The sequence below is a fragment of the Sorangium sp. So ce302 genome, assembly GCF_051530145.1.
Lineage (GTDB): Bacteria > Myxococcota_A > Polyangia > Polyangiales > Polyangiaceae > Sorangium > Sorangium cellulosum_B.
Genome location: NZ_CP150326.1, coordinates 2948267 through 2970484, shown reverse-complemented (window position 1 = coordinate 2970484; position 22218 = coordinate 2948267). Strand labels below are relative to the sequence as shown.

The window sequence follows — 22218 nt, the reverse complement described above, 5'->3', positions numbered from 1 at the left end:
AGCGCGGCGCGGACGGGGGATGGCGGGGCTTACGCGGGCTGAGCGCCAGCCGATGTCGCGGACGCCGCGGGTGGAGGCGGAGGCGCTGCCCCAGGCCGGTTGCCGACAACCTTGCCCTCTGCGGCCTTGCGGGCCTTTTCCCGCCGCGCTGCAGCGCGGCGGCGCCGCTCGTAGGCGCTCGTGGCCTCCCGGACGATCTCCGGATGGCGGCGGAAGACGTGCGCCGCCGTCTTCCGGATCGCGCCGACGCGCTCGACCATGAGGCGCAGGAGCTGATTGCGGATCGCGGTCGCGGCGGCCGAGGTGTCGCCGTCGGGGATCGTCTCCAGCGCTCGCCGTTGCAGGTCTTCCGCGAGCTTCCTGGCCTCGGCGATGAGGCGGACATCGAACTCCTCGTCTGCCTCGACCAGGTGTTCCTCGAGCGACGCCGCGAGCCCCGCGTAGTCGCGGAGCGCCTGGGAAAGGGCGCTGGAGCGCTGGCCGTCCTGCGCGTGAAACTCCTTGATGCGCGCGAGCTGCGCGTCGGCGGGCTCGTCGACGTCGTCGTCGAGCAGGAACTCGAGGGCCGACTCGAGCTCATCGACAACGAACCTGGCGCGCTCTCCGACGTCGGCCACGGCGGGGTCGACGAGGAGGAGCAGCCGAGTCTGCGCCTCCTGCACGGCGTGGACGATGGAGAGCAGATCGTCGCTGCTCGAGGCGGGCAGGCGATTCTTGACGCGCTTGAGGCCTGGGCGCTCGCCGTCCGGATCCCAGTACTTCTTCACGAACGCCGCGGCGGCGACCGCCTCGCGCACGGCGACGTCGTACGGCAGGCTCAGCGGGTTGTCGGTCCGCCCCTGCTCGGCGGCGGCCTTGACCCAGCGATCGTAGTCCTTCCCCTGCTTTGCCATGATGATTGCTCGACCCCTCCTCCTGCGTCCCTCGCCCCCTCCGGGCGCGGCGCGGAGACGCGAAGATGAGTCCGCTCGAAGCGCTGTCCAGAGCAGACGCACGATCCGGACGCGAGCGGCAAGCGCCAGCGAGAGAGAGTGGATGTGGGATGTCCTGATGGCCGGCCAGCGTGTCCTGATGACCGAGCAGCGTGTCCTGATGGCCGAGCGGCATGTCCTGATGACCGGGTGACGTGTCCTGATGGCCGGGTGGCGCATCCTGATGGCCGGGTGGCGCGTCCTGATGGCCGGGTGGCCTGTCCTGATGACCGGGCCGGGCGCAGCTCAGAAAAGTGATGGGCTAGTTCAACCGCACGAGCCGCCCCACGAGGCGGAAGAGCCCCCGTGACGCCGCGTTGACGGTACCGCCGACCAGCTCGATATGGTAATTCGTTCTCAGGAGAACCCGATGAAGCGACGGTTCTTTGGCAAAGGTCAGTCCAGAGCATTCGAAGCCCTGCAATCCTGGCGCGAGGCGGGCCATCCGGCGGCATGCATCGTCCATGGTTTGCCCGGCGCGGGGAAGAGCACAGTGGTTGAGCGATTCTTCGGCTCGATCACCGGCCCTGGAACGCTGAAGCTCGTCGTCCACGCTGGACGCGTGTTTGGCGCTGCCTTCGAAGAAGAGGCACTTGCGCGGCTCTCAGCAGGCCCGTGGCCCGAAGGCACAGGGTTTAGCGAGTACCACTTCGGCGTCCGAGCCAGCCTCGGGAATCGGATCATGAACTGGGACGGCGAGGACGGCCAGCCGCAACTCTGGATCGGCCTGAGCGCGCCCGATGCATGCGTGGACTGGCCGGAGAACCCCCGCCGCGCTGTGCTGGACGAGCCAGGGCCCGCCGCGCGTGTGCTCGTTGCGGTCTCCGGCACGCGCGATGTCGCTGAGCGGTGGGCAGAGCGCCTCAACTTCCGCACCGAGCGCGTGACATATATTCCGGTCGACGGGTTCAGCATCGATGAGATCGATCCAGCTCTCCGCGACAAGCTCGCCTGGGCGGCGGTCGACGGTCCAGGTCCACGCGCCCATGTAGAAGCGATTGCGACTTCGCTTCGCGCTCCTGGTGCGGCGCGGTTGGAGACGCTCATGGCGATCCTCGCGTGCGCGTTCGCGCCGCTCGACATCTCCGCGCTGGCCCTGCTCCTCGATGCGCAGGTGGCCGAGGTGACCGGGTGGCTCGATGCGCACCGCAACGCCCTGGATTCGGTGATCGAATGGCATGAAGAGGGTCATTGGATTCGCTTTCGTCACGAAGCTTTGCGCGCCGCCTGGGCAGCCGTGAACCAGGAGCACGCGGCGCTCGCCGAGCGACGGTTCGCTGAGGCTGCCCGAGCTCTCGTTCGCACCTGGGAGGGCGTCGAGAACGCCCAATCTCGCGCGCTGATCTACCTCCGCCGCTATGCCGGCGATCACCTCATCGCGTCGGGAGCGCCGCACGCCGATCTCCTTCGGTTATGCGACCCGCGGTGGGCCTGGCCGCGCTCCCGCGAGGATGTCGCTGCGCGCCGGATGGATCTGGGGCGCGTGCGACGCACGCTGACGGCGCCGCTTGACGTCGCGGACGCCATGGGAATCCCGTCCGAAGCGCTATCGAGCTTTGTGGGGCTCGCGTTGGCGCAGGGCGCGCTCGCAACGCTGCACCACGCGTGGCCCCCTGAAGCGGACGAGCCCGGCAAGGAGGCGTGGAACGACACGGAGCGGGCGCTCGCCATGGCGCTCTTCGCGCTCGCGGCGCACGCCTCACCATCGCTGTGCGCACACATCGAGGCGCGCGCGCTCGACGTCGTACGTCGGACCTGCTCCGCGTGGCGCGGCGATGGGTGGGAAGATGCGCTCGCATTGCTCACCGCGGCGCGTGCTGCATCCGAGGGCGAGGCGGCGATGTGCGCGCGCTGGGCGGTCTCCGCCACATGGCGTGCGGAGAAAGGGCCCGACATCTACTTGCACGCGTGGCTCACCGCAGCCAGCTTCCTGCCTCCGTCTGAAACGGAGGCGCTCGTCCAACAGGCCATCGAGCGCGCGCTGTCGAGCGCGAAGCCCGGATACGCGCTCGGGCGGCTAGCCACTGCGGAGGGGCTCGGCCAGAACCAGGCGCTCGCCCTCTTTCGCGCGGCAATGCCCCTTGCACCGAGGTCGCGCGCAAACGCCCTGGCACCGCTCTTGTCGAAGCTGCCCGATGAGGAGCGCGGCAGAGCCGCCTCGGTGGTGCTCGATGCGTTCTTCGTCGACTATAACGCAGGCGCAGAGCGGATTGAGAACGAGACCTGCACCGCGGCCGTTGTTCCCCTCCTCGGCCCAGTCGAGCTCTCGAGGCTGCTAGACGAGGCTCTCCCGTCGCCTGGCGTCCTGGCCGTGCGGTTCGCCGAGCTCGGTGCGCCGGGACGCGCGCTCGACGTCATCCAACATCTCTGTGGCGGCGGCATCCACGGCGCTCGCCCGCTGCTCCGCGCCGCGGCGACCGAGGGCGGCCGCTCTCTCGTGCAAGCCGCGCGCAAGGCGCTGGCTGCGCTCGATCCCGCATGGGTCGCCGCGAAGCTCGTCCGCGAACACCCAGCCGAAGCCATCCAGGTGCTCGGCCTCGATGCTGCGGTCGAAATCGCCGAACAGGCAGGCGGAGGTGGCTCCGAGGCCGCGCGCATCATGGCCCTCGCGGCGCTCTGCCGCGCCGCCCCCGAGCCATCACGCCCCGCGCTCGCCACGCGTGCCGTCGCTGCCTACCACGACGATCGAGATATCGACGGGCTGGAGAGCGTGGTGCGCTGCGCGCCCTGGATGTCACTGGCGGACGCAGCGAAGCTGTTCTCCGTGAGCCTCGGGGACGCAGCCGAGCAGGTCACGCTCGTCGCGACCCTGAGCCGCTGGGGCGGCGTGGAACAGCTCGCGCCCCTCATCGCGCGCATCGGCGGGGACGACGCGCTCGCCGCCGTCGCCGACGTCCTGCCCGAGGCGCTCCGGTGGATCTCGCGGGCGGAGGCCGGCTAGAACGTCGACTCGGACCCGCACCCCTCGCTTCGGGTCCAACGACGCGAGACGCGACCGCCGATGGCGAAGCGCCCGTAGCCTGCTGTGAAGAACCCTGCGCGCCTGGGTAATGGATTGCTCCCCATGCAGCGGTCGCCGCGCTGACCGCTTCGCACCTCGCCTCCGCCAAGAAGTCGGTACGTTCGGAATTCTCGGAATTCTCGGATGCGCGGCGCGCGCTCCGACACCGTGTCGCAGGGCACGACGCGTGCTTTATCGCCTCCGGCGCCCGCGAAGCGCCTGATGAATCGCTCGCGTACAGCGCGGGCGGCTTTGCCGCCGTGGAGCTCCTTTGCCTCGTGAGGGTGCTTTGAGACGACGTCTGCCTTGGATTCACGCGTTGCTCGCCTCCTTATCGGCGGCGATGCTCTGGTCCGCGCCTGCTCGCCCCGGCGAGCCGCCGCAGCTCTCCTGGGACAAGCCGGTTCGCTGCATCCGGTCGCCGAACGGCGGCGCGGTGCGCGTTCAATGCGAGCCAGGACCGGAGGGCGAGCGCTGCCTCGTCGCGCCCGACCACCTGGCCTATGACGGCGGCGCGCTCGACAAGGTGCAGCCGTGCAACGTCGTTGAAGACACCAAGGCTTACCGGGCCCTGACCGCGCGCGGCGCCCGCCTCGTCGCCGCGATCCCCGAGGCGCCGCCGGGCTACGCGCGCTCGGCCGAGGGCAAGGCATTTCAGGTCAAGTTCGATCTCCTGAACCGGCTTTACCTGGGCGCGTCCTGGCTGCCCACGTTCCATGGCGAGAACGGGCTCCCCGTGCCCGCGAGCTTCCCCCTGGGCCGCGGGAGGGCCGAGGCCGGCATCCACCTGAGCGTGCTCTCGACGCGCTCCCGCGCCCGCCATGACCTGCGCATCCTCGAGGGGACGGCCACGTTCGACGATCTCGAGCTCTCCGGGGTGCTCCTCAGCTACGATTACCAGCACCTGCACCGGCGGCCGGCCCACTGGCTCAGCACCTTCGTTGGCAAGCCGCGGCTTCACGCGATCTCGCCGCGGATGGGCTGGGGCTTCCGGGTGGTGTCGGTGAACGACCGCCCTCCCGCGCGCCGCGACACGCTCGACGTGGAGTTCGGCGAGGTCCACCTCGCGTGGAATCCGTGGCAGTCGAACGACATGTACAGCCACATCCGGCTCGAGGCGGGCGCCGATCTGGGGGAGTACTGGGAGCGCCGATCGGAGATCGACGACGGCCTGGACACAGGCGCTCTGTACATCGGCCCGACGAGCGCCATCAAATCGCGCTTCAGCCTCGGCGAGGGCGGCCTCCACGCGCTCTCGACCGCGTTCACCTACCGGCGCCCGAGCATCGCGGCCGGGAGCGGGAGGGGAGAGGCGATGAACCGACTCGAGGCCACCATCGCCTACGAGGGGATCCTCCTCGCGATCAACGATCAGCCCATCTCGCTGCGCCTCGCCGCGATGGGGGTGAGCCGCAACGACCTCGACAGCGACGTTCGCGACGTGGAGATCAAGGCCGCCGCGGGCCTGCGGGTGTCGTTCTGGGCTCCCCCACGGGTGTTCGAGCCGATGCCCGCCTTCGAGGACCCGTGACGGCTCGGCGCCTCGCCGCGCTGCTCGTCATGGCGGCGGCCGCGGCGCTCTCCCCGCGCGCCGGCCGCGCCGAGCCGGCGCGCGAGGAGAGCGAGCGCGCAGGCGGCGGCGATACCGCTGTTTCCGAGGAGGGCCGGCGCTTCCGCGTGCGCTTCGACCCGGCGAGCCGGGTGTGGCTCGGTGTCGCGTCCGCGCTGCACCGGGGCGCCGGTGGGACGATCGAGATCGAGCCCGAGATCGACGCGGGCCTGTCCTACCGCGCGCGCAGCGTGACGGGCTCCGGGCCTGGCCGCGTGGTCTGGCAGGCGGATCACCGCGTCCTCGCCGGCCGGGTGTCTCCGGCGGGGCAGGCGCTCGACGGCGTGCCCGCGCTCGACGCGGCCCTGTACGGCGCGTCGTTCTTGCGGCACGACGAATCGCCGCGGGTGGTCTTGCCGATGTCGCCGCCGATCGCGGTCCCCTTCCCCTTCGACATCGGCGTGGAAGCCGAGGTGGGCCGGGTGAGCATCCCCTCGATCCCGCAGCGCCAGGGCGACGGCTCGCCGGTCCCGCTGGTCCGGCTCGGCGTGGCGCGCGCCACGGCGATCCTCGATCCGTGGCGCACGGGCGAGGCGGGCCGCAGCTTCGAGATCGGGCTCGGGGTCCGTTACGACATCGACGCTTACGCCGAGTCCCCCTCTCCCCAGGCCGCGCCCGCGCGCCGCACGCTCGGTGAGCCCAGGGTGGTCCACCGGATCGCGCCCATGACCGCGGGCTCGCTGCGGCTGCGGCTCCAGAGCGGCGACGGGCTGACGGTCTTCGATGGTCGAGGCGACGTCGTCCCGCACTGGACGAGCGAAGAGCGCTGGCGTGTCCTGGTGCGCTCGGCCGCGCACGTCGAGAGGATCCTGGCCGCGATCGACGATCAACCCATCGCTGCGGTGATCGAGGGCGAGTACCGGCTGCTGCCGCCCGCCCTGGATGTGCAGGCGGTCCATGATCTGCGCGTGAGCCTCGGGCTCGCGTTCACGCTGGCGCTACGTTAAGGCGACGACCGGGTTGAAACCACCTCACGACCGCGTCTCGCCCCCGCGCCCGTCCCCCGCGGCGCGCAGCGGGCGATCCTTTGCAGCTCACCGCCGCACACCTCGCGTCGGATGAACCATGGCGCTCGCGCTCGTCGTGGGGTTCCTGCTCGGCTATCTCGGCTCGATCCCGGCGGCGGGGCCGCTGGCCGTGCTGCTGGTGGCCGCCGCGCTCGCGGGGCAGCCCCGGCGCGTCTTGATGCTCGCCGTCGGGGGAGCCCTCGCGGAGGGGCTCTGGGCGCTCGCCGCGGCGCGCGGGCTCGGGTGGGTCCTCGAGGCGCACCCCGCGATCGATCGCGCCCTGCGAACGGGCGGCGCCGCGCTCGTCGTGGCGATGGGCCTCGCCCTGGCGCTCGCGCCTCGGCGCGCCTCGGAGGCGCCCTCCTCGGGGCGAGCGACATCGGCGCTCCTGACCGGGTTCGTCCTCGTCGCCTTCAACCCGTCGTTCCTGGCGTCGTGGATCGCGTCGTGCGCCGTGCTCCGCGCGTACCCTGCCCTCGCGCCCGCCGTCGCGCCGGCCCACGCTGTCGCGCTCGCGGTGGGCGCGGCCGTGGGCGTGGTGAGCTGGTTCGCGACGCTCGGGCGCTTGCTGGCGCGCTACCGCGAGCGGCTCGGCGCATGGCACACGCACATGGTGCGCGGCCTCGGCTGGGCGCTGGTGGCGCTGGGGCTCGCGGGGCTCCTCCAGCGGCTCGCGTGAGATCCGTGCCCTGTGTGGACGCCGCTCGCGCGCCCGCCTAACGTCGATCGGATGCGGGTAGGCGCCGGCAGCCTGCGTCGTCCGGTCGTATGAACGCCCTTCATACCCCGGCATCAGACCGCGCGGCGAGCCCTCGGTCGCGCGCCTCGGGCGCGTCGCCGCGCGCTATCTACCGCAGGCTGCGGGCCGGCGAGCCGGCCCCGGGGGATCTCGCGGACGAGCCCGCGCCGGAAGCCGCGGCCCCCGGCAGCCTCGACGCGTTCTTTGCGGCCCTGACCGCGCTCCGCGACGAGGATGAGCGAGGCGGCGCGCCCGGCGACGAGAGCGCCGACCCCGCGCGGGTCCTGCTCGGCTATGCGCCGACCGCGCTGCTCGACGGGTGCTGGCTCGCCGCGGCGGTGCGCGTGCGTCACGCCGACGGCGCGCTCGGCGCGGCCTGCCTCGACGCGTTCTATCTCGAGTGCGGCGAAGGCGACCCCGCGCAACACCACGGCGCCCTGTACGGCGCCGCGCTGGCCGCCGCGGGGCTCGCGCTGCCCGATCTCGGGAGCCCCGCATTCGAGCGCTCCGTCTGCCTCACCGACGCGGACTTCGCGCTCGCGATCCCGGGGCTCCGTGTCGCGCAGCGCGGGGACGCGAGGCTGCCCGAGGCGCTGGGCCACCACGCGGCGGCCACGGTGCTGGGCCCGCCCGCCGCGGTGCGCCGGGCCGCGTCGCGCGCGCGCTGCGACGGCCTGTACTTCGCCGAGCACGCGGAAGGCGCGGAGACGGCACGCCGGGCCCGCGATCTCGCGCGGCGGTGCCTCGAGGCGCACGCCGCAGGCGGGGCGCCGGACTGGTCGCGCGTGTGGCGCGGCGCCTGGTCGCTCTGGGCCGCGCGGCGCGCGTGGCTCGCGTCGCTCCGGCCCGCCGCCGCGCCGTCCGCGTGGGAGGCGATGCTGGCGCTCGTCGAGGCGAAGGCGCGCCACGCGTTCGGATTTCACGGCCGCGTCCGGATCGACGGCCAGGTGCTGGACGACGCGCTCGATCCGGCGCGGCTCGACGCGCGCCGCATCCTCCAGCGCCTCGCGCGCTCGCCGTGGATCGTGCCGGGGAGACCCGAGGAGAGCCCGCTCGTCACCCGCTCCGTGCAGTTCGGCGGGCCGATGTTCGGCGTGTTCACCGACGCCGAGGTCGACGTGATGCGCGCCTGGATCCGCGCGCTGACCGAGACGCCGGAGCCTCCGGCCGCCCTCCGCGCGACGCGCGGCGCGGAGGAGCGTGAGGGCTCGCCGCGCATCGATCACGACGGGGCCTCGATCGACGGGAATCGCCGAGGCGGATCCACCCCTCGCGCGCAGGTGCGCGCAGGGCTCCCTCTACCGGATCTGTACCGCCGGCTGCTCTGCGCCCGCGGGCCCGGGGACGTGGACAGCGAGGCGGGCGCGCTCGCGCGGGCACACGTCGAAGCGATGCTCCGAGAGGTGCACAGCGAGGTGTCCCCCGCCCGGCTCGCCGCGGATGGGCGCTGGCCCTGGTCCGCCGCCGGGCTCTCGCGCTGGGTCGACGCGCGGCTGCGCGAGCAGATCTTCGAGGAAGGCCACGCCCACGCGCGGTCCACGGTGGGACCGCACGCGGCCGCACACCCCGCGCGCGACCGCACGCAGCCCACGGACGTCGCGCACGAGATCACACGCGACGAGGCCGTCTGGCTGCTCACCCAGCTCGCGCCGGCGGCCGTGATCGACGGCGCCTGGCTCCAGGGCATGACGGCCCCCGGCGCGTTCCACACGCCGGTCGCGTCGCTCCTGCTCCGGATCTACCGCGACGAGCTCGGCGCGGGCGTGCCCGCCCAGCACCACGGCAACGTGCTGCGCAGGGCGCTCGCGGAGCAGGGCGTGACGCTGCCGCCGTGCGACGCGCGCGCGTTCGTGGAGCGGCGCGATCTCCTCCCGCAGGCGTTCTCGATGCCCGTGCTCTGGCTCGCGTTCGCGCAAGGGTCCACGGAGCTCTTGCCCGAGCTGCTCGGCCTCAACCTGGCGATCGAGATGGCCGGCATCGGCCGCGGGTACGCGATGGCCGCCGCGCTCCTGCGGCGCCACCGGATCGACCCGTACTTCTTCGACCTGCACAACACGATCGACAACGCCGCGTCGGGCCACACCGCGTGGTCGATCGAGGCCATCACCCGGCTCATGGACGCCTGCGCGGCGCCCGGCGACGCGCTCGCGATCGAGCGCGCAACGCTGCGGATCTGGCGCGGATACGCCGCGTACGCGCGCGCGAGCCGGCCGCTCGTGCGCGCCGTCGCGGTGCGCCTCGGCCCCCGCCTCGGCTGGCGCTGGCTCCGGCGGCATCTGCTCGGGGACACGGGGAGGTAGCGCTCGATCATGTGCGGCATCGTCGGAGCGCTGGACCTCGCCGGGCGACGCACGTTCGATCCGGCGCGCCTCGACCGCATGGCGGCGAGCGTGCGGCACCGCGGCCCGGACGACGGCGCCTCCTTTTCAGCGCCAGGGATCGCCATGGCCACGCGGCGCCTCGCCATCGTCGACGTCGCGGGCGGCCGCCAGCCGATGGCCGACGCGGGCGGCCGCGTGTGGGCCTCGTACAACGGCGAGCTGTTCAACCACGCCGAGCTGCGCCGCGAGCTCGCTGCGCGCGGGCACACGCTGCGCACGCGGTGCGACACCGAGCTATGGCCCGGGCTCTACCTCGACGCGGGCGAGGGCGCCTTCTCCCGCGCGCGCGGGCAGTTCGCCGTGGCGCTCTGGGATCGCGAGGCGCGCACGCTGCTGCTCGGCCGCGACCGGATCGGGATCTGCCCGCTCCACTACGCGGAGGCGGACGGCTGGCTCCTCTGGGCCTCGGAGATCAAGGCGATCCTGGCGAGCGGGCTCGTGCGCCCCGAGGTCGATCCAGCGGGCATCGACCACGTCTTCTCGCTGTTCGCCGCGGGCACGCGGCGAACGTGCTTCCGCGGCGTGCGCTCGATCTGGCCGGGGCACTACCTCCGCGCACAGAGCGGCGCGGTGGAGGAACGGCGCTACTGGGACCTGGATTTCCCGGCCCAGGGCGAGGAGCGGCGCGTCGCCTCGCTCGACGCGCTGATCGAGGAGACGCGCGCCTGCCTGCGCGACGCCGTGCAGCGACGCCTCGTCTCCGACGGCCCGGTGGCGACGTACCTGAGCGGCGGGCTCGACTCGACGCTGGTGCTCGGCCTCGCCCGGGAGGCCCGCGGCGACGCGCCCGTCGCGTCGTTCACCGTTGGCTTCGACGGCGCCGGGCCCGACGAGCGCCGCCGCGCGACCCGCAGCGCGGCGCGCCTGGGCGCGCGGCTCGAGACCCTGGTGCCCTCGCCTGCGGAGATCCTCGAGACCCTCCCGCGTGTGGTGGAGGCCGCCGAGGGCCCCGTGATGGACACGGCCGACGGGTGCGTGCTCCTGCTGGCCGAGCGCGCCGCGCGCCGGGGGTTCAAGGTCGTGCTCACGGGCGAGGGCGCGGACGAGGCGATGGGCGGCTACGTCTGGCACAAGGCCCACCGCGCCATGGAGCGCCTCGCCCGCGTCCACCCAGCCCTGCCGCGTGCGATCCGAAGAACGCTGGCCGAGCTCGCGGCGCCCGGCACACCCGCGCCCACGTTCCAGGACCACTTCGGCGACGTTCGCCCGAGCCTCCTCGACCTGTACGAGCCGCTCTCCCGCGCGCGCTGGCTGTTCTATTCGGATACGATGGCCGAGCGCGTCGCGGGCCACGACCCGTTCTCCGAGCTCGACATCGCGCCAGCGCGGATGCGCCGCTGGGATCCGCTGAATCGGTCGCTCTACGTGGAGTACAAGCTGATGCTGGCCGGACACCTCCTGGTGGGCAAGGGCGACCGCGCGGCGATGCGCTCGGGCGTGGAGCACCGCTACCCCTTCCTCGACGAGGCCTTCGTCGACCTCGCTAGCGGCCTCTCGCCGGCGTACAAGCTCCGCGGGCTGCGGGAGAAGTGGCTCCTCCGCGAGGTGGCGCGGCGGGTGCTCCCGCGCGACGTCGCCGACCCGCCCAAGGGCATGTTCAAGGCCCACGCGCTCTGCGCGCTCGGGCCCCAGCCCCGCTGGATCGCGCAGCTCGTGAGCCCCGAGTCGCTGCGAAAGACGGGCTACTTCTCGCCCGCGAAGGTCGCCCGCGAGCAGCGCTTCCAGCGGCTCCTGCCCGCGCTCGCCCCGCGGCGGATCGTCGCCGACGGGAGCTACACCGCCGTGGTCACCACGCAGCTGTGGCACCACCTCTTCCTCGGCGGCGGGCTGTGCGAGCTGCCCACGTGGTCGCCGCCAGCGCCCGCGGCCGCAGACGAGCGCGCGGTCGCGTCGACCGAGTCGACCGAGAGGACGGTCCCATCGTGAGCCTCCAGATCTCCGCCGATCCCGCGCTCTCCGGCCACGAAGGCAGCCCTCGGACGCTGCCCCACGACGGAGAGGCCGCCGCGAGGGAGGACCGGCTCCACACCGCGGTGCGCCGGCGCTGGGACCGCATCGACTGGACGCGCCCGATCCCGCCCGAGGCGCTGGTGATCCCCGAGGCGCACTACATGGACGTCGCGGGCCTCGGGCTCACCGAGCGCCAGCGCGTCGCGATCAACCGGCTGTTCGCGTGCTTCACGTGCGAGCTGTTCATCCACTTCGAGGGCTACGTGATCCGGTACCTCGAGCGGTCGGCCCACCGCGCGCCGTACCTGTCCGCGCCCGTCGTCGCCCGCTTCGTCGCCGAGGAGCGCACGCACGCGGAGATGTTCCGCCGGCTCCTGCACAGGCTCCGGCCGGATCTCTACCCGACCGACGCGGCCCCGCCGCGCTTCCTGCGCTGGGGCCGGGGCGACGACGCGGCGCTGCGCCTCGCCCCGGCGGGCACGTTCTTCCTGCTCGCGTGGTATTTCGAGGAGATCACGCTCTTCGTGCCGCGGGCGATCGAGGCCCGGCCCGACCAGAGCGCGGCGCTCGTCGCCGAGATCATGGCCCTGCACGCGCGCGAGGAGGCGCCGCACGTCGCCATCGACGAGCGCGTGCTCCTGCACCTGAACGAGCGCTGTCCGCGCTGGCTCGCCGCCATCCAGACAGCCCTCGCGCTGCCCTTCCTGGTGTACGTCGACGGCGTGGTCGGCGACGCCTGGGGCCGCCTGGTGGCCTCGGCCGGCAGCGAGCTGGGCCTCGACGCCGCGCAGCGGCGGCGGCTCGGCGCGCGCGCCCCGACGCAGTCCGATCGCTGGGGCACCGAGAGCTTCACGCGCAAGCTGGAGGGCCGCGGGCTCGCCGGCGCGCCGGCCCTCTGCTGGGCGCTGCGGCGCGCGCTGCGCATGGATCCCGCGTGAGCTCCGGGCTCGCGTACATCGGCGACAGCCACGGCATCCTCTCCGCGTGTCGCGACCTCATCGAGGCCGCCGAGCGGAGCGTCGTCCAGCAGATGTACCTCTTCGCGGCGAACGGCGACCAGACCACGCTGCTGCCGCGGCCGGGCGCGTTCCCCTACGCCGACACGGTCGCCGACTGGCTCATCGCCAAGAAGCGCGCCCGGCCCGATGTGACCGTCGTCGTGATCCTGGACAGCAACACGCCCGCGAACCCCGCCCTGACGCGCCGCCGCGGCGCGCTGGTGCGGAGGCGCCTCGCGGACGCGGGCGTCCTCGTGCTGAACGCCTGCCTGTTCGGCGCGCGGTTCGACCGGCGCCGCCGGCTCCTGCCCCGGATGAACTTCCACCTCGACCACGCGCGCGTGTCGATCGAGGACTGGGTCGAGCACCAGAACCGCTGGCAGGTGCTGCACAACGTCGAGGATCACCGGAAGAACCTGGTGATCGACGGCGGGCGCGCCGGCGCGATCACGTCGCACAACTTCATCGACGCGGCGTTCGACTGGCACGAGAACCTGTTCTGGCTGACGGGCGCCGTGGCCCGCCGGCTCTGGCGCGTCGCGATGGCGGCGATCGGCGAGGCGCTCACCATGCCGCAGGCGATCGGCGCCGAGGGCCGCGCCGCGCTTCACGCGCTCATGTCCGACGCCGCGCGCGCCGCGCGCGCGTCCGACGATCCCGGGACGGAGTGTGCCTCCCCGACGCCCACGCTCGCGCCTGTGCCGGGGTACGCCGGCGGCCTGCGCATCCCCCTCCCCCCGCCCGGCGCGCTCACCGCCGCAGGCGACGAGACGTGCGCGCTCGTCGAGCACGAGGCGATCCGCGCCCGCCTCGCGGACCTGTTCGACGGCGCGGCGGCGGGCGACGAGCTCCTCGTCGCGACCACGTACCTCTCGGACCTGCCGATGCTCGAGGCGCTCGAGCGCGCGGCGGCGCGCGGCGCCCGGGTGCGTGTGCTGATCGACTCCATCGACGCGCTCCCGCTGCCCCCCGCGGCCGGGTGGCTCATCCGCAGCCTGGTCAACCACCACGGGATCACCCGCGCGATCGAGGCCGAGGCGCGGTGGCCGGACCGCTTCGCGCTGCGCGTGCACGACTCGCGCGGCGGGGCGATGATGCACCTCAAGACCGCGGCGCGGCTGGGCGCTCGGCCGATGCTCGTGGGCGGCCAGGCCAACTTCACGCCCAACTCGTTCTCGCGCGCGTGGCTCGAGACCGACCTCGAGACCCGCGATCCGGCCTTCGTGGCCGCGTTCGCGGCGCACTTCGAGCGGCTCTGGGATCTGCCCGCCTCGCGGCGCACGTCGAGCGGCCGGGGGTCGTGGGCGCGCTCGGCGCTGCTGGGCGCGTTCGAGCTGCTCGGCCTCCGGCCCTGACGCGATCAGCGGAGCATGCCGATCACCAGGGCGGCGATCGTCGCGTCCGCGACGATGTGCGCGAGCACGGGCGCAAGGAGCCCGCGGGAGCGCTGCCGCAAGAGGCCCAGCATCACGGCCCAGCTGCCCGCCAGGAAGACGCCCAGCAGCCCCCGCGGGAACCCGTGCGCGTGCTGGGCCCCGAACGAGGCGGCCTGCAGCACCACCGCGAGGCGCGCGCCCCACGCCGCCGCGAGGCTGGGCTGGAGCACGCCGCGCCAGATCACCTCCTCCAGCGTGGCGTTCAGCACGGCGAAGACCGCGCCTCCCGCGATGAGCACCGGCGTCGACACCTGGAGCAGCTCCGAGCCGGTGATGTCGCGGAGGTCGGGCCGGGCGAGCGCGAGCCACCCGACGAGCGCGACCGGCGTGACGCCGCCGACGAGCGCCGTCCAGCGCTTCGGGAGCCCGCCGGCCGCGCGCCAGCCCTCGGGCGGACGCAGCGCGGGCGCGAGCCGCGCGAGGCCGCCGTAGGCCGCGAGCGCCAGGATCATGGCGAGCTGCCAGACGACGCCGAGGCGCATCGCCACCACGATGCACGCCACGAGCGCCGCGACGGCGCGCGCCGGCCCCTGCGCCACGCGGGCCGCGAGCAGCGCCACCAGGGCCGCGGCCGCGGCGACGGCGAGCGTCGCGCGCGGGAACGCGGGCGCGTCGAGCGCGGCCTGGAGCGCCAGGAGGCCGAGGGAGACCAGGCTCAGCGCGCGGTCGGCGCGCGCCTTCGGCTCGGAGAGGGCGGACGTGGGCTCTTGCATCGGGATCGCGCGGACGAGTCCAATCTACCTGGTTCCACCCGCCGGAGGTCCGGACAGAGAGTTCAACGCAAGGCGCAGAGAAACCAGGGCACAGGGAAAAGAAGAGGGGGAAGCCGGGATGGCCCTCCCCCTCATGTCTTGGCGGCCTTGGCGCGCTTGGCGGTTCTTCTGCTGATTCGGGGCAACTTCCCGCAGTAACGCTACTCGCGCGGCACCAGGCGCGACAGGACGACCCCCGGGATCGACGCCGCGAACGCGATCGCGAAGAACGCCGTGAACCCCGCGCTGGCGGCCAGGTAGCCGCTCGCGCTGCCGGCGAATGTCGCAGAGACCGACATGAGCGCCGACCCGATCGCGAAGTGCGACGACTTGTACCCGTCCACGCAGCGCCGCATCAGGAACACCGCGAGCACCGCCGTCCCGACGCCGGCGGCGAGCTGCTCGAGCGTGACGAGCGCGACGACCCACGGGAGCGCCGGCCGCGCCCACGCGAGCGCCACGTACAGCAGGATCGCCAGGCTCTGCACGAGCGCGATCGGGAAGATGGTCCGCGCGAGCCCCCACCGCTTGATGATCACCCCGCCGAGGATCGAGCCGGCGATCGAGGCGACCGTCCCGACCCCGCCCACGTTGCCTCGCGCCGCCGTGTCGAGGCCGAGGCTCTTCAGCAGCGGCGACGACATCGCGAACATGAGCGCGTCCCCTGCCCGGTAGCAGAGGATGAACGCCAGGCTCGACGCGATCTGCGGCTGCCGCAGGTACACACGGAACGGCTCGATGTAGCGCCGCAGCCCGGTCGCTCCGGGCGCGGCGCCGGCTCCGGGCGTCGCGGCCGGGCGCGGCAGCCCCGCGGCGTGCCCGATCGCGAGCAGCGCGAGCCCGCCTGCCGCGACGGCGAACGCCGCGCCAAAGGACGCCCAGCCCGCGAACGCGACAAGCAGCGCGCCCGCGAGCAGCGCGAGCCGGTACGCGCCGACCCGCAGCCCGGAGAACGCCGCCTGCGCGTCCTTGTCGAGCGCCTGCAGGTAGAAGCCGTCGACCGCGATGTCGTGCGTCGCCGCGGCGACCGCGACCGCCCCGAACAGCGCCGCCACGAGCCAGATCGCGCCGCTGTCCGCCGCCGCAGCGAGCCCGAGGACGATCGCGGCGAGCGCGATCTCGACCGCCACGAGCCAGCGCCGCGGGCTGCCGTGGAGGTCGACCAGCGGGCTCCAGAGGAACTTGAGGTTCCACGGGAGCCCGTAGAGCGACGTCAGCCCGATGATCTCCAGGCTCGCTCCCGCCGCCGTGAAGAACTCCCCCGCCACCTTGTGCGCGATCGCGTACGGCAGGCCCTCGGCAAAGTAGGTCGACGAGATCCACAGGCCCCGGCTCGCCCCTCCCGCCACCGCGTCGGGCGCCGCCGCCACGCCGGACGACGCCGCCTCACTGGGCGCCTCCGAGGAGGCGTCACGCCTCGGCGCCTCCGCTCCCGGCTCGGGCAGCGCGGCGCGCGCCGGGGCCGCGGGCTCAACGGGCTTGTGGGATGTAACGGCAGCCTCCACGCCTTCTCCGCACCCTTACACGATGCGCCCCGGGACGGAGCAAGTTCCAGGACGCCCGACCGCCGCGCCCGACCGTGGAAGCAAACACGACGCCGTGAGGCCGCGACGCCGTGAGGCCGCGACGCCGTGAGGACGCAGCGGACTCCATCGCGAGCGACGCTGTGGTATCGGTCCGGCATCTGGTTTAAACGGTGAACTGCATGCGACGGGCTCACGCTCCTTCGGTGTCCCCCTGCCGTCACGGCGGCGACGCCGATCGTGGCGCTTCGTGCCGCTCCGGCCGTGCGGCCGCGCTCGCGCGCGCCGACCTCGCGCCGACCCGGCCGGCGCCTTGCCCATCTCCGGTCTTTCCGAGGGAGCCAGCGTGAACGAGTACACCCGGCGCGAGGAGGTCCGCGCCACCTTCATCGCCTCGGCCATCCTCGTCCTGTGCATCGCCGTGGCGGTCCTCCGGCTCGTCACCGTGGAGGGCAGGCTCGTCCCCGACCCGGGCGCGCGGCGCCAGGCCGAGGAGTCCGAGGCCCGCGTCGCGCCCGCGCGGGCGTGCGCCCTCGCCGGCGAGAAGCTGATCGTCGAGATCGACCTGTTCAAGGCGGCCGCGAAATCGGCGCGCATGCCCGACCCGGGCGAGGCGCCCCCCGCGCCGCCGCCGCCGGCGACGACCACGAAGGGGCGCCCGCCGCGCAACGCGCCGCCGCCGCCGAAGCCCAAGGAGCCGGACAAGCAGGGCGCGTGGGCCTCCGCCCAGCCGCTCTACAAGCAGGTCAAGACCCTGTCGGGCTGCCGCGAGGCGACCGAGGCGCTCCTGGGGGCTCGGGTGAACGCCATCCCCGCCTGGGAGGCCATCGCCAAGGCGGCCGCGATCACGCCGCCGGGCGCCGCGGAGGCCGAGCAGTTCGAGGCGGCGAAGCAGCTGCTCTCGCTCGTCGCCGACATCCCGGCCGACAAGGTCGCGCAGGCCACGAAGGACGCCGAGACGGCGTTCAAGGCGAACGCGGAGCGCGACCGGGAGCGCGCGCTCACCGCGATGGTCCGCGAGCCGCTGCCTCAGGGCGTCTTCTCGCGGCGCGTGGCCGTGAGCGTCGGCGTCGGGCTGACGGTCTGCGCCCTCTTCATCAGCTACCTGGGCGTGCGGGCCGCCTCGATGCGCCGCCTCGCGACGCTGCTCCCGCTGCGCGACGCGGTCCGCAGCGGGCGCCCGGGCATGCAGGCCGCGGAGATCTTGAAGACCGCCGCGGCCCACAACAGCGGCGAGCCCGGCCTCGTGATCGGCGCCGCCATCGGCGGGTTCTCCGCGGCCCTCCTCGCCCCGAGGGACGCCGACCTGTTCGTCGCGGGCGTCATGGCGGGCCTCCTCATCGGCCTCGGCGCGCAGTGGGCCTTCCGCCTCGCCCTCGGCGCGGGCCGCTGGCGCGCCCGCACCACGGAGCTCGCCGAGGTCGAGAAGCCGGCCATCCCCATCGTGCTCGTCCTGAGCGGCGTGAAGCCCGGCCTCGAGCTCGAGTTCATCCAGTTCCTCCGCTCGCTGCCCCCCGCCGACGCCGCCGCGGCGGTCGAGAAGCTCGCCTCCCAGGCCGAGGAGCGCATCCTCGCCGCCGCCGACGCGGGCGCCGCCCTCACCCACGGGAAGCCGCCGCCAGGGTGACGCCGGCCGGCGCAGGGGGCGCGCCTGCCCCCTGCACGACCACAGAACTCCCGCGGGGTGTCCCCGCGAACACAGCGCGGCGACGGCCCTGCACCGAGCGCTCGATCCGCACGCCGTTCCATGGAATGGAGGCGCTCCCGACATGAGACACCCCCTGCAGGCCCGCCGGCCGTCCGGGCGATGGGCGCTCCTCTCGCTGCTCGCCGCCACCTGGTGGCTCGCCGCGCCCCCTGCAGCGGCGCAGGACACGGCCGCTCCGAAGGCCGCCGCGCCGCAGGCCGACAACGTTCCGCCCGCGACGCACGTCGCCTCGCTGCAGGCCGACGGCCCTCCGGCCGCCGCCCAGGCCGCCGCGCCGCAGGCCGACAGCCCTCCGGCGGAGGGCGGCCCGCCCCCGACGGACGGAGCCGCCGGGGCCGGCGCGCCGTCGGGCGGCGCGGGCGGCGCCGGCGGCGCGGCATCGGACGCGCGCGATCCGGCCGAGCGCAGCGCGGCGCGGCGCGACAGGCCCGGGGCGACGAGCAGCCGCGCCACCCCCTCGAAGAAGCGCCGCGGGGACATCAACCCGTGCATGACGCCCGATCCGGGCTGGGGCGTCTACGACCGGTGGTCCCGCGCGCCCTCGATCGGGCAGATGATCATGCCCCACCGGGGCGGGGTCACGAAGCGCGGCGGCTTCGACGTCATCATCCACTTCCACGGCCACGAGGCGCTCCGGAAGGAGTTCGTGAAGACCGCCGAGGGCGCCGTCCTCGTCGGCATCGATCTGGGCATCGGCTCGGGCGCGTACTCGAGCGCGTTCTCGGCGCCGTACGTCTTCGAGAACCTGCTCGACAGCATCGAGCGCGCCGTCGCGAAGAAGACGGGCAAGAAGAAGGCCTACATCCGCAAGCTCGGCCTCTCGTCGTGGAGCGCGGGCTACGGCGCCGTCGAGCAGATCCTGCGGCAGCCGGCCGGCAAGCGGGTCGACGCCCTCGTGCTGCTCGACTCGCTCCACGCCGGGTACGCCGACGAGCAACAGCACAAGCTCAAGGTCGCGCAGATCGAGCCGTTCATCGCGTTCGCGAGGCGCGCCGCGGCGGGCGAGGCGTTCATGTTCATGAGCCACTCCTCCATCCTGCCGCCCGGCTACGCGTCGACGGCGGAGACGGCGGACTTCATCGTGCGGCAGCTGCGGGGCAAGCCGAGGGGCTCCTCCCGCGCCGACGTGCTCGGCCTCGACATGATCCGGCGCTTCGACCGCGGCGACTTCCACGTCCGCGGGTACACCGGCGACGACAAACCCGATCACTGCGCCCACATCGGCCTGATGGCGGACGTCGTGCGGGTCCACCTCAACCCGCGGTGGAAGTCGCCGCGAGGCCGGCGCTAGATGGGCGGCATCGGCGTCATCATCAACCCCCGCTCGCGGCAGAACCTGAGCGATCCCCGCGCGGCGGTCCGGCTCGCGCGCGCGCTCGGCGACCACGGCGTCGTCCGCGCCGCGCGCTCCCGCGAGGATCTCGCCCGGATCGCGGAGGACTTCCGGAAGCTCGACATCGACGTGCTCGGCATCTCCGGGGGCGACGGCACGAACCACGTCACCATCACCGGCTTCCTCGACGTCTACGAGGACGAGCCGCTGCCGCCGATCGCCTTCCTGCGCGGCGGGACGATGAACACCGTGGCCAACGCCGTGGGCGTCCCCCGCGGGCGCCCCGACGGCCTGCTCGCGGGGCTCATCGCCCGCTACACCGAGCGCGGCCGGCACCCGCTGCGCTGGATCGAGCGCCACGTGATGCAGATCGGCGCCCACTACGGCTTCATCTTCGGCACCGGCTGCGTCCACGGCTTCATCGCCGAGTACAACCGCAGCGAGGAGCGGAGCGCGCTCTGGGCCGCCAAGGTCCTCGCCCGCGCGAGCGCCGCCGTGCTCCTCAACACGGGCACCCAGGTCGCCGCGCGCTGGCAGGGCCGCGTCCACTTCGAGGACGGCTCGGCGTTCCCGGACCGCGACTACCTCGCCGTCGCCGCCGGCACGGTGGACCAGATCGGCCTCGGGTTCCGCCCGTTCCACCGCCACGACGAGCGCCCGGAGAGCTTCCACATGCTGGGCATCCACACCTCCGCGCTCGGCTTCGTCAGGAAGCTGCCCGATATCTGGCGAGCGCGGCCGATGGGCGAGGCGCACACGTTCGAGAAGATCGCCCGGCGCGCGGTGCTCGAGGCCAGGTCGGGCGTGGTCCACTACGTCTGCGACGGCGACGTGCACGAGCACGCAGGCCCGCTCACCGTGCGCATCGGCCCGCGGGTGAAGATCCTCGTGGAGCACAAGTCCGGCCATCGCCCCGCCGGCGCCCGGCGCACGTCGCACGATGTGTGCGCCCGCGGCGAGCGCGCGCATCCCTGCGGAATCGTACGCTGATCATGCACGGATCACGCGCTGACCATGCACCGCCGGCGCGCCGGCGCGCGGGCAGGCAGCGGCGCGCGGGCAGGCAGCGACGTACGGGTGCGCGAGACCATGGCTGTGAGAGGCCAGCAAAGTTAGACTGCGTTCGCTCCATGCCGCCGCGCTCCTCCTCCGCGCCCGCCTCGTCGACGGACTCGACCCCGCGGCCCGAGAGCGCGAGCCGCTCGTTCGCATCGTCTGCGGCGTTCCCGCGCGCCAGCGCTCCGGACTCGCTCGACCCGGAGCTGATCGATCCGTCCCTCGTGACACCGCCTCCGGAGGCCAGCGCGCCGTCGCCCGCTCCGGGGAAGGCGGCGCGGCGCATCTACCGCGAGGGCGACGTGATCGGCGGCAAATACCGCCTGCGCTACGTCCTCGGCGAGGGCGGCATGGGGATGGTGTGGCTGGCCCACAACGACGTCCTCAACATCGACGTCGCCATCAAGTTCATCCGGCGCGAGGTCAACTCGACCGAGGCGACGGTGCGCCTCCACCAGGAGGCCCGCGCCGCCGCGCGGATCGATCACCCCTCGATCGTCCGCGTGATCGACTTCGGGGAGTCCGAGCACCGCGACCCGTACATCGTGATGGAGGTGCTCCGGGGAGAGCAGCTGGTCGAGGCGATCGAGCGCAGGAAGCGCTTCTCGCCCACGGCGGCGCTCCGCATCCTCCTGCCCATCGCGAGCGCCGTCGCCGCGGCGCACGACAGAAGGATCGTCCACCGCGATCTCAAGCCCGAGAACATCTTCCTCGTGAAGAACGATCGCGGCGACATCACCCCGAAGATCGTCGACTTCGGCATCGCCAAGGTGTGGAGCGAGACGGCGAGCGGCGAGATGACCAAGGCGGGCACGGTGCTCGGCAGCCCCGATTACATGTCGCCCGAGCAGGCGCGCGGCATCACCGACGTCGACGGGCAGACCGACGTCTGGGCGTTCGCCGTGGTGCTCTACGAGACGATCACCGGCCAGAAGCCGTTCCAGGGCGGCAACTACCACGACCTCGTGGCGGCGATCCTCGTCAAGGATCCGACGCCGATCACCGCGCTCGGCGTGGGCGACGAGGCGCTGTGGGCCATCATCGCGCGCGGCCTCGGGAAGGAGCGCTTCAACAGGTGGCGGACCATGCGCGAGATGGGCGTTGCGCTCGCGCGCTGGGCGACCGAGAACGGCGTCGTGGAGGACGTGACCGGGACCTCGCTCGCCGTGCACTGGCTGAGCGACGGCGAGCAGCGGCCCCTCTCCGAGCGGCCGGCGGTGCGGGCGCAGCAGCGGCGCATCTCCGAGCGGCCGGCGGCGCGGGCGCAGAGGAGCAGCGAGGACCACCAGGAGGTCGCTGTACACCCTGTCCACCAGGAGGCCGCTCGCCCGACCGGGGACCGGCGGCGCGTCGCCGTCGTCGCGGCGGCGGGGCTGGCGACGCTCGTGATCCTCGGCGCCGCGCTGTTCTCCCTGCGCGCCATGACCGCGCGGGACGGCAGCGCCGAGCCCGCGCCTTCGGCGCCGCTCGCTGCGTCGCAGGGCCAGCCGCAGGCCGCCGCCGCCGCACCATCGACCGCACAGGGCCTCGCGCCCGAGAGCCGCCCCGAGCCAGCCCGCACGGCCGAGCCGCAGCCCTCGGCCGGCGCGGCCCGCCGCGGACCGGCGGAGAGCCCCACCGCGAGCGCCCACGCGCGGGAGCCCGCGCCGGCGCCCCGGAGCGCCGGCTCGCGACGGACCGCGCCCTCGCGGGCGGGCGCGAAGACCTCTGGCGCTGCCTTGCCGGTCCCGGCCCGGCCGAACTTCTAGCGTCGC

General features: G+C 73.7%; 16 protein-coding genes. 12 read left to right on the top strand and 4 right to left on the bottom strand.

The window, feature by feature from the left end:
• Positions 1 to 29: 29 nt before the first annotated feature.
• Positions 30 to 893: a hypothetical protein gene (locus WME73_RS11570; protein WP_437915712.1), complete on the bottom strand. Its 864-nt coding sequence runs from the start codon at positions 891 to 893 to the stop codon at positions 30 to 32.
• A gap of 682 nt (positions 894 to 1575) precedes the next feature.
• Complete coding sequence (locus tag WME73_RS11565) at positions 1576 to 2367, bottom strand: hypothetical protein (RefSeq protein ID WP_437915711.1); 792 nt, start codon at positions 2365 to 2367, stop codon at positions 1576 to 1578.
• 129 nt (positions 2368 to 2496) lie between these two features.
• Here WME73_RS11565 and WME73_RS11560 point away from each other — a divergent pair, with 129 nt between their 5' ends.
• From WME73_RS11560 to WME73_RS11525, 8 genes are all read left to right on the top strand, one after another.
• Positions 2497 to 3912 carry a hypothetical protein gene (locus WME73_RS11560; RefSeq protein ID WP_437915710.1) on the top strand — a complete coding sequence of 472 codons (1416 nt, stop codon included), beginning with the start codon at positions 2497 to 2499 and terminating at the stop codon, positions 3910 to 3912.
• Positions 3913 to 4291: 379 nt separating this feature from the next.
• Positions 4292 to 5503: a hypothetical protein gene (locus WME73_RS11555; protein WP_437915709.1), complete on the top strand. Its 1212-nt coding sequence runs from the start codon at positions 4292 to 4294 to the stop codon at positions 5501 to 5503.
• The gene (locus tag WME73_RS11550; RefSeq protein ID WP_437915708.1) at positions 5500 to 6528 is read left to right on the top strand and encodes a hypothetical protein; all 1029 of its coding nucleotides are present in this window, start codon (positions 5500 to 5502) and stop codon (positions 6526 to 6528) included. Before WME73_RS11555 ends, WME73_RS11550 begins: the two co-directional genes overlap by 4 nt.
• 118 nt (positions 6529 to 6646) lie before the next feature.
• Complete coding sequence (locus tag WME73_RS11545; RefSeq protein WP_437915707.1) at positions 6647 to 7267, top strand: LysE family transporter; 621 nt, start codon at positions 6647 to 6649, stop codon at positions 7265 to 7267.
• A gap of 89 nt (positions 7268 to 7356) precedes the next feature.
• Positions 7357 to 9627 (top strand): iron-containing redox enzyme family protein, encoded by a 2271-nt coding sequence (locus tag WME73_RS11540; protein WP_437915706.1) that lies wholly within the window; start codon positions 7357 to 7359, stop codon positions 9625 to 9627.
• 9 nt (positions 9628 to 9636) lie between these two features.
• On the top strand, positions 9637 to 11634 hold the full coding sequence (asnB, locus tag WME73_RS11535) for an asparagine synthase (glutamine-hydrolyzing) (RefSeq protein WP_437915705.1): 1998 nt from the start codon (positions 9637 to 9639) through the stop codon (positions 11632 to 11634).
• Complete coding sequence (locus WME73_RS11530) at positions 11631 to 12596, top strand: diiron oxygenase (RefSeq protein WP_437915704.1); 966 nt, start codon at positions 11631 to 11633, stop codon at positions 12594 to 12596. The genes asnB and WME73_RS11530 overlap by 4 nt, the downstream gene beginning before the upstream one ends.
• Positions 12593 to 14011: a phospholipase D-like domain-containing protein gene (locus WME73_RS11525; RefSeq protein ID WP_437915703.1), complete on the top strand. Its 1419-nt coding sequence runs from the start codon at positions 12593 to 12595 to the stop codon at positions 14009 to 14011. The genes WME73_RS11530 and WME73_RS11525 overlap by 4 nt, the downstream gene beginning before the upstream one ends.
• Positions 14012 to 14016: 5 nt before the next feature.
• On the opposite strand, the gene WME73_RS11520 is transcribed toward WME73_RS11525, so the two are convergent.
• A complete protein-coding gene (locus WME73_RS11520) occupies positions 14017 to 14805 on the bottom strand; it encodes a CPBP family intramembrane glutamic endopeptidase (protein ID WP_437915702.1) in 789 nt (262 codons plus the stop codon).
• 200 nt (positions 14806 to 15005) lie between these two features.
• Complete coding sequence (locus WME73_RS11515) at positions 15006 to 16349, bottom strand: MFS transporter (protein ID WP_437915701.1); 1344 nt, start codon at positions 16347 to 16349, stop codon at positions 15006 to 15008.
• 364 nt (positions 16350 to 16713) lie between these two features.
• On the opposite strand from WME73_RS11515, the gene WME73_RS11510 reads away from it, so the two are divergent.
• From WME73_RS11510 to WME73_RS11495, 4 genes are all read left to right on the top strand, one after another.
• Positions 16714 to 17994, top strand: a complete 1281-nt coding sequence (locus WME73_RS11510; protein WP_437915700.1) for a hypothetical protein — start codon at positions 16714 to 16716, stop codon at positions 17992 to 17994.
• A gap of 142 nt (positions 17995 to 18136) precedes the next feature.
• The gene (locus WME73_RS11505) at positions 18137 to 19366 is read left to right on the top strand and encodes a hypothetical protein (protein WP_437915699.1); all 1230 of its coding nucleotides are present in this window, start codon (positions 18137 to 18139) and stop codon (positions 19364 to 19366) included.
• Positions 19367 to 20398, top strand: a complete 1032-nt coding sequence (locus WME73_RS11500) for a diacylglycerol/lipid kinase family protein (protein WP_437870539.1) — start codon at positions 19367 to 19369, stop codon at positions 20396 to 20398.
• Between the two features lie 140 nt (positions 20399 to 20538).
• Positions 20539 to 22212 (top strand): protein kinase domain-containing protein, encoded by a 1674-nt coding sequence (locus tag WME73_RS11495; RefSeq protein ID WP_437915698.1) that lies wholly within the window; start codon positions 20539 to 20541, stop codon positions 22210 to 22212.
• Positions 22213 to 22218 lie beyond the last annotated feature (6 nt).